7 protein-coding genes are annotated in these 8,681 nt (G+C 25.9%); 4 read left to right on the plus strand and 3 right to left on the minus strand.

All coding sequences use genetic code 11. The features are described from left to right. The first annotated feature begins 312 nt into the window (after window positions 1-312). The 4 genes from dndC to ARA19_RS05915 are packed head-to-tail and all read left to right on the plus strand — an operon-like array spanning window position 313 to window position 5,672. Window positions 313-1,947 (plus strand): DNA phosphorothioation system sulfurtransferase DndC, encoded by a 1,635-nt coding sequence (gene dndC, locus ARA19_RS05900; RefSeq protein WP_055070044.1) that lies wholly within the window; start codon window positions 313-315, stop codon window positions 1,945-1,947. Next, the gene (locus ARA19_RS05905; protein WP_055070045.1) at window positions 1,937-4,099 is read left to right on the plus strand and encodes an AAA family ATPase; all 2,163 of its coding nucleotides are present in this window, start codon (window positions 1,937-1,939) and stop codon (window positions 4,097-4,099) included. Before dndC ends, ARA19_RS05905 begins: the two co-directional genes overlap by 11 nt. 2 nt (window positions 4,100-4,101) lie before the next feature. Beyond that, window positions 4,102-4,491: a DndE family protein gene (locus ARA19_RS05910; protein ID WP_055070046.1), complete on the plus strand. Its 390-nt coding sequence runs from the start codon at window positions 4,102-4,104 to the stop codon at window positions 4,489-4,491. Then, window positions 4,488-5,672 (plus strand): cysteine desulfurase family protein, encoded by a 1,185-nt coding sequence (locus ARA19_RS05915; RefSeq protein ID WP_055070047.1) that lies wholly within the window; start codon window positions 4,488-4,490, stop codon window positions 5,670-5,672. Before ARA19_RS05910 ends, ARA19_RS05915 begins: the two co-directional genes overlap by 4 nt. 25 nt (window positions 5,673-5,697) lie before the next feature. Here ARA19_RS05915 and ARA19_RS05920 read toward each other — a convergent pair whose 3' ends face one another. The 3 genes from ARA19_RS05920 to ARA19_RS05930 all read right to left on the minus strand — a co-directional run bounded on the left by ARA19_RS05920 (window position 5,698) and on the right by ARA19_RS05930 (window position 8,628). Further along, window positions 5,698-6,156, minus strand: coding sequence for a DNA phosphorothioation-associated protein 4 (locus ARA19_RS05920; RefSeq protein WP_055070048.1), 459 nt, complete (start codon window positions 6,154-6,156; stop codon window positions 5,698-5,700). Window positions 6,157-6,161: 5 nt separating this feature from the next. Further along, window positions 6,162-8,450, minus strand: a complete 2,289-nt coding sequence (locus ARA19_RS18305) for an AAA family ATPase (protein ID WP_055070049.1) — start codon at window positions 8,448-8,450, stop codon at window positions 6,162-6,164. Further along, entirely contained in the window at window positions 8,440-8,628 is a 189-nt protein-coding gene (locus ARA19_RS05930) for a hypothetical protein (protein ID WP_055070050.1), read from the minus strand. The genes ARA19_RS18305 and ARA19_RS05930 overlap by 11 nt, the downstream gene beginning before the upstream one ends. Between the last annotated feature and the right edge of the window lie 53 nt (window positions 8,629-8,681).

The raw sequence follows: 8,681 nt of genomic DNA on the forward strand, positions 1-8,681 counted from the left end.
ACAAAAGATACCTACTTTAGCTTCTGGATTGTTTTTTAAGTATTCTTGAATCGTTTCATTTAAACAAATAATCTTATCATCCCTATATTTTCCTTAACCTTTCAAATTAATTATCTTTCTTTTGTTAAAAATATATATTTTTCTTTTGTATTTTATTTCCCTTTACTTCTATTCATTTATTTGTCTTTATTTTATTTTAAGTTTATAATAGTAGAATGGAGAATTTATGTTCTGATCTTTAACAAGCTAAAGAATTCTACATAAATAATCTCGAATTTATATTACAGTTTAAAAATATCGGGAGAGATTAATATGAGTTTAAATATATCTAATCCTTCAACTCGTGAAAAAGTTGATTATATTTTAGAAGAAATGAAAAGAGTTTATAAAAATGATAATAGACCTTGGATTATAGGCTATAGCGGTGGAAAAGACAGCACAGCTGTAGTTCAGTTAGTTTTTGAAATGGTTTCTAAACTACCTATAAATGAAAGAACAAAAAAAATTTACATAGTTTCTTCAGATACATTAATTGAAAATCCTATTGTTTTAGGATATTTAAAGGAAGCCTCTAGCTTAATTGATAATGCTGGAAGAGAATTAAATATAGCTAGTCATATAGTTACTCCAGATGTAACTAATTCTTATTGGTACAATATAATAGGAAAAGGCTTACCAACTCCAACTTCTATACGCTTTAGATGGTGTACTGAAAGATTGAAAATAAAACCATCTAATCAATTTATAGAAAATACAATTAAAGAAAATGGAGAAGTAATTGTTTTACTTGGTGTTAGAAAAGCTGAGAGTATAGCTAGAAAAATAAGAATACAAAATAGGGAAATAGAAGGCTACTTACTTACCCCTCATACTACTCTTCAAAATACTTATGTTTATAACCCTGTTGTTGATTTAACAACTGATGATGTTTGGGAAATTCTTCTTAGCAATAATGGTATTAATCCTTGGGGTGGAGATAACAAAGAACTATTTTCTTTATATGCTGGTGCTGATGCAGGTGAATGTCCATTTACCATAACAGCCAATGAAAAAGGGGAAATAGATACTCCAAGCTGTGGAAACTCTAGATTCGGTTGTTGGATTTGTACTGTTGTTAAGGAAGATAAATCACTTACTGGCTTTATAACTAATGGTGAAGAATGGCTTTACCCATTATTAGAGTTCAGAGAATGGATTTTAGGAATTAGAAACAAACATGAATATAGACAACAATATAGAAGAGATGGAAATCACTATTATAAAAAACTTTATATAAAATCTATTCCTTTACTAGAAGATTATGAAATTAATCCAGATTGTATTTTTAGCGATCCAACAAAAGGTTTAGCTTATATAGATTTAAAACATAAAAAATCAATTCATGGAAATAATCCTAATACAGAAGAAAAAGATAAGGTTTATTTAGAACTTCTTCCAATGATAGATGAGACAAAAATCGATTCATCTAAAATACTTGAAGATGAAAAGGGAGCCTTTGTTAATGTTTTAGGCTATGGCCCATTTAACTTTGAAGCAAGAAAAATTATTTTAAGAAAACTTTTAGAAACACAAAAGAAAATTAATGAAAATGTTTCAGGTTTTGATTTAATTACTATTGATGAATTAAAAGCAATTGATAATTTATGGGATAATGAAGAAGATCTAGGCAGAACTGAGTTAGTTGAAATTTACTACGATGTTTTCGGTGAAAAACTACCTTGGCATGATTTTAAAAAACCTATAATTGATAAAGAAGCCATGGAAAAAGTAAAAAACCTTTGTGAAGAATTTAATGTAGACATTGATTTATTTAACAAATTACTTATTGAAACAAATAATAATAAGCTATATACAAATAAAAATCATTTAAGTAAATCTATATCAAAAGTTTTAAATCAAAAGTATTTACACAAAACAATCATTGAGGAGATAGACAATGTTAATTAATAGTATTACACTTAAAAACTTTAGATCTTATGAAGATGAATTTACATTTCTATTTGCCCCTAATAAAGAAAGAAATATTGTTTTAGTTGGTGGGGAAAATGGAGCTGGTAAATCTACTTTATTTGATGCAATGAAATTAGCAATATATGGACCAATGGCCTATGGTTATACAGGTGAAAATTCTGTTTATTTATCAAAAATTAAAAATTCTATAAACGTTAATGCATTTAAGAATAAAGCTGTAGAAAGTTTTATAAATGTCGTAATTGAAATTAAAGAAGGAGTAGAATTAAATAACTATTCCTTAACACGAAAATGGAAAATAGAATCTAAAAGATTATGTGAAGAATTTATAGTATTAAAAAATAAAAATAAACTTAATAAAGAAGAAACTATCTACTTTAATAACTATTTTAAATCAATACTTCCACCTTCATTATTTGATTTCTTTTTCTTTGATGGAGAGGAACTTAGTGAATTCTTTACTGGCAAAAATGCCAATAATAATTTAAAAGAAGCAGTACTTCAATTATTTAACTATGATACTTTTAATGTTTTAAAAAAACAACTTATTAATTATCAAAGAAATAATTTGATTTCAAATGAGAAATTAGCTTTAATTCAAGAAGAATTTGATGAAAAATCTTCTTTAGTAAATGAAATAAAAGAAAAACTTTCTTCTTTAAACAAAGAAATTGAAGAACAAAATCTTTTAAAAGAAAATCTACTAATTGAACTAAATAAACTTGAAGAAAACTTTAGAAACTCTGGTGGTCTATTAGAAGAAGAAAAAAATTATATAAATTCACAAATAAAAAAATTGGAAGATGAACGATTAGAATCAACTCAGAACATTAAAGACTTTTGCAATGATTCTTTACCTTTCTTAATAATTCCAGACCTTATTAAGAAAACTAAAAAGCAAATAAATGATGAAGATATATTAACATCATTTAATAACTTAAAATCAACACTGGATGCAAATATTGTAAAAAATTCTATTATAGAAGAAATAAGTATTTCTTCTAATGATGATTCTAAGTTCGAAAATATAGCTAATAATATAATAAATAATATATTTAAAGATACTGATATCTCGACTATAGATACTATTCTTAGTCTTTCTAGTAATCAAAAAAATAATGTATTATCTATTATAAATAATATCTTAGAAAATAACTCTAAAATAAAAACAAATATAGAAAATAAATTTTCTAGAACTAAAGAAATATCTACTGAATTAAAAGATTTAAGAAATAAAATAAATTTATCTGTATCAGAAGAAACTTTAGTTGAATACTTAAATAAAAAAAATAAATTAAAAGAAGCTATATCAACTTGTGAAAATAAAATAAATCTTTGTAATCTTTCTATAGAACAAGATACCATTAATTTATCATCTGCTGAATATGCTTTAGTTAGAGCTAAAAATCAATATACTAATGCAATGCAGTCAAGTAACACCTTAGAATTATCTAATAATATAGTTAATCTTCTTAATGCAATAGTTGAAGAACTTACAAAAGATAAAATTAAAAGTATTGAAAATAATTTCTTATTTATTTTCAAAGAAATTATTAGAAAAGATAATTATATAAATAATATTTCTATAGATGATAACTTTAACTATACTTTATATATAGATAAGGATTATAGTTCTATAGATATACTAAATATGATTAATAATATAAATTTTGATGAATTATCTAAAAAGTATGGATCCAAATTTATAAGTGATTTATTTGAATATTATAAAGTTAATGATAGAAAAGAATTATTAAACAAATTAAATGCTAATCCAACCTTAGAATTAATTACATTGAGTACAAAAGTTGATGTAAATGGCTTCTCTAAAGGGGAAAAACAAATTTATATTCTTTGCTTAATTTGGGCTTTAATAAAAACTGCAAATGTTGATATACCTTTTATTATTGATACACCTTATGCTAGAATCGATGAAACTCACAGAGCATCATTAACCAATAACTATTTACCAAATATAAGTAAGCAAGTTATTATTTTATCAACTAATGAAGAAATTGATGCTAACTTATATGAAGTTATTAAGCCTCATATTTGCAATGAATATTTATTACTTTATAATGATAAAGAAAGAAAAACTGAAGTGAAGAAAGGATATTTTAGGGTGTAATCATGGGATTTAGATTAAAAACTTCAAAACAAACTAAAGAAATATTCGAAGAACTTGGTTCAAGTACTAATCTTAAGCCATTTGCTCTAAGTAAAATAGCTATTGCTTTTTCCCTTAGAGAAGAAGAGCCTATAGACTTCCTTGAGGAAAAGGATGGAAATGGTTTAGAACTTCAACGTGCAACTGTTACTGCTGATTTAGATACTATATATAAAGCCCTGATGGAAGTTCATTGTGGTCATCATTTATCTGATGATGAATACTACCCTACTCATACAAAAAAGCATATTGATCGAGGTGCACAATTACTACTTCATAATTACAAATATTCTGGTGGAAATTTAGAAAAACTTATTAAACAGATATTCGAAAAAGGGGATGCTTCTTTATGATATATTTAGATAATAGTGCTACTACACCTATAGATCCAGAGGTACTAGATGCAATGTTGCCTTACTTAAAAGAAGAGTATGGTAACCCTTCTAGCAGGCATTATACTTTAGCTAAAAATGCTGAGAAAGCTGTTGAAGATGCCCGTCTTCAAGTGGCCTCTTTAATAAATGCTAAACCTAATGAAATAATATTTACTAGTGGTGCTAGTGAAAGTAATAATTTCATTATTAAGGGTATTGCTGACTATAAAAAATATTACGAGAATGCTGGAAATCATATAATAACCTCTTCTGTAGAACATAAATCTGTTCTACAAACTTGTAAATTTTTAAATGGTGAAGTTTATGAAAACAAAGAAAAAGCTAAAGCTTCTAGTAGATTTGTTAAATTAAAGACCCCTGTAACTCCAAAAGTTGATAGAGGCTTTGAAGTTGATTTCCTTAATGTAAATAATTATGGTCAAGTTGAACCTGATACTTTTGCTAATTCAATAAAAACTAACACTATATTAGCATCATTTATGTGGGGAAATAATGAAATTGGCTCTTTAAATGATATAAATAGACTTTCATCTATAGCAAAAGAAAAAAATATACTTTTTCACTCTGATGCCACTCAAGTGTTGGGAAAGATAAATATTGATATTCGAAATGTAGATGTTGATTTTCTTTCATTTTCAGCTCATAAAATCTATGGACCTAAAGGTGTTGGTGCAGCATTTATGAAAAGAGATTCTTTTCTTAGACCTAATATAACTTCTTTAATTCATGGTGGTTTACAAGAAGATGGTTTCAGAGCTGGGACTCATGCTGTTCATAATATAGTTGGCTTTGGGAAAGCTTGTGAAATTGCTAAAGAAAATATGAATGAATATATAAAACATATAAATAATCTAGAAATTGAATTTAAAAAGATGCTTACATCTAAATATCCAGAAGTTAAATTTTTAGGTGATGAGAATAATCATATTCCCGGAGTAGTTGGTTTCATTTTACCTAATATTATAAATGAAATGATGATTAAATCTCTTAAAGATGATATAGCTATTTCTTCAGGTTCTGCCTGTGGTATAGATGAACCATCCTATGTTATAAAAGCTATTGGACAAGGTGATTTAACAAGTAACTTCTTAAGAGTAAGTTTAAGTAAACTTAATACTATAGAAGATTTAAAGCTCTAGGAATTTTCCTAGAGCTTTAATTACTTTATTCTATTACTATTGAATTCAATATATCTGCTATATCTTTTTTAGGCTTTAATTCTTCTAAATCTCTATCTAAATTAGTTATTGCTTCTATTAAATTATCCAAACTTAAATAGTCTTCTCCCAAATATTTTTTTAATATTTCCATGCCACCATTTGCATATTCTTCTATTAAAATAGCCTTTTGCTCTATAGAATCTTCTTCATCTTTTAATATACTTAAATCCTTTGTTCTATCTATAGCTATAAAATTCATGAATGTTCTATCCGAATCGCTAAATATACTTTCTTTTATTGGTTCTCCCCCTTTATTTGAAAAAGGTTTTCGTTTATCTTCTTTTGCTCCTATTATCGCTGCTAAAACATATATATCCTTCATTGAATTAAAAAGTTTATTTTCCTTATTACCAAGATCTTGATATAATCCTTCAAATTCCTGTGATTTATTTAATGCTCTCAATTTAATTATACCTCCTTAACTATTTCAGTATACTCTCCAGCTAAATACCCACTATTTATGTCTCCATCTCTCATAATGTACTTATCAGATACCTGGTCTTTTATACTTTCTTCAACATATCCTACCCATTGTTTCTGTGACACTATTATTATAACTTGTGATGCCAAATAACCTATATTTTTTGCTACATTCTTCGTATGTATTTGATCTAAATTACCAAATGGAGAATCCATAACGATTGGATACTCATTTGCATACAAACTTGAAAGTACATCATTATCCTTATTTTCTCTCGCATAAGATACTAAAGCTCCTATAAATGATAAACTTGTTATCTGTCCTTCTCCTGTTGAAAGTGCAACTTCTTTATTTTGATCTTCATTAAGTTTACTTGTTATTTTTAATTCAAAATTCTCATTAAGTACAGGAACTCTATAATCTTTATTTGTTATTTTCGCAAACACTTCTTTTATCTTTAAATCAAGCTCTTCTCTTACTATTTTAGTAAATAACTCTTTAAATTCATCATTTAATTCTATTAACTCATTTAAAGTATCTAATTTTTTATTTATCTTTTGAACAAAATCATATTTGCTATTTGTCTCTTTTATTTTGATCTCTAACTTTTTCAACTCTTGTTCTATTATTTTTATTTTGGCTTCTATTTCACCAGCTTGTCTTAAATAAATTTCTTTGTTTTTCCTGCATATATCCCTTTTTTCCTCAATAGCTGCAACATCACCTGTTTCTATAGAACTTAACTTTTTTCTAATCTCATTTAATTTATTATCTACATCTATTATTTCATTTTTTACTTTTTTTCTTTGCTCATTTAAATAGTTAAGCTTTCTAAAAAAGTCTTTCCCTTCATTTTTTTTAGCCCCATCTATTAAACCTTTTATTTTAACATAAGCTTCATCAAACTCACTTCTTCCAGCATTTTCTCTTAGCATCTCTATATTTTTATATCCTTCACTTCCTTCTACTAACGAACATCCACATATACACTTTTTATTATGTAATAAATCATTTAAGAAAGTTACTTTTATATTAGAGGGTAATTGTCCTTTTTCTCTTCTTTCTTCTAAAAAATTCTCTACAAATTCACTATTTTTAACCATAAGATGATACTTATAATTCTCTGATATATGTTTTTTTACTTTTTTCTCTTCTATAACTAATTGACNATCAAACTCACTTCTTCCAGCATTTTCTCTTAGCATCTCTATATTTTTATATCCTTCACTTCCTTCTACTAACGAACATCCACATATACACTTTTTATTATGTAATAAATCATTTAAGAAAGTTACTTTTATATTAGAGGGTAATTGTCCTTTTTCTCTTCTTTCTTCTAAAAAATTCTCTACAAATTCACTATTTTTAACCATAAGATGATACTTATAATTCTCTGATATATGTTTTTTTACTTTTTTCTCTTCTATAACTAATTGACTAATTAACTTACTTTTTTGATTATTTTTCCCTCGCTCTTGTTCTTCTAATCGTCTTACTTCTTCTATATTAGACTCTCTTAATTGTCTATTACATTTTTCAAATATCATTTCAGTTTTTTTAATTTTTTCTTCTATTTCAATTAACTTTTTCCTTTCTACTTCCAATGATTCCTTGTACACAGTATGTTCTATTGATAATGCTTCTGAATCTTTTCCTTTTGAATATATTTTTATTTGCTCTACAAGATGTCTTTTTGTTCTATTTAAATCAAGTTGAGCATTTTCTATAGTATCTATCCCTAAAATATCTAATATAGCTTTTTTAATTTCTTTTTTTCCATCTATTTTAGCTAATCTATCTATTCTTTCTCCATCAAAAAAGAAAAACCCACTTAAGGATTTAGGAATTATTCTATTTATAAATAAATCTTCCTGTTTTATCTCTTCTTTAACTCCGTTTGATTTAATTCTTATAAAACTTACCTTAGAATTCCCAGCCTTATTTATTTTCCCTTGAGTAGATTTAACAAATCTTTGGCTTCTCCTTAATATATATGACTCATTATTCTCTGTAAATTCTAATGAAACAAAAGCTTCTGTTTCTTCTAAAAATTTAAGTTCTTTAGCCTTATTTTCATTTAACATTGTATCAATAGTCAAAGGCTTCATTACCTCACCATATAAGACCCAATTAAATACACTTAAAAGAGTTGTTTTACCTCTTCCATTCTCACCAATAATAACAACTACATTATTAGAGTTTTTATTTGTATATTCAATACTTTGCTCACCATAATATCTAAAAAAATCTTTTATAATTACTTTATTAATTATCATTGACTACATCCTCTACTATTTTTAAAATTTTATCAATTACTATAGTATTATCTTTAGCTGATCTTACTTTGTAAATCTTTTCTAGATTTAATAATTTTCTGTGAGCTTCTCTCATTGATTTATTATGTTTCATATATATTCTCGTTACGCCAGTGTGCATTTTTGTATTTAAACTCATATTTATATCCCCTTACTAACTTATAATTTAAGTATTATATAAAAAAGCTACTA

Origin of the sequence: Clostridium massiliamazoniense (assembly GCF_001403635.1) — a bacterium.
Classification (GTDB): domain Bacteria; phylum Bacillota; class Clostridia; order Clostridiales; family Clostridiaceae; genus Sarcina; species Sarcina massiliamazoniense.

Bases quoted from the DNA above. Each gene is read 5' to 3' on its own strand.
- dndC (WP_055070044.1), top strand. From the start codon at position 313: ATGAGTTTAAATATATCTAATCCTTCAACTCGTGAAAAAGTTGATTAT.
- ARA19_RS05905 (WP_055070045.1), top strand. From the start codon at position 1,937: ATGTTAATTAATAGTATTACACTTAAAAACTTTAGATCTTATGAAGAT.
- ARA19_RS05910 (WP_055070046.1), top strand. From the start codon at position 4,102: ATGGGATTTAGATTAAAAACTTCAAAACAAACTAAAGAAATATTCGAA.
- ARA19_RS05915 (WP_055070047.1), top strand. From the start codon at position 4,488: ATGATATATTTAGATAATAGTGCTACTACACCTATAGATCCAGAGGTA.
- ARA19_RS05930 (WP_055070050.1), bottom strand. From the start codon at position 8,628: ATGAGTTTAAATACAAAAATGCACACTGGCGTAACGAGAATATATATG.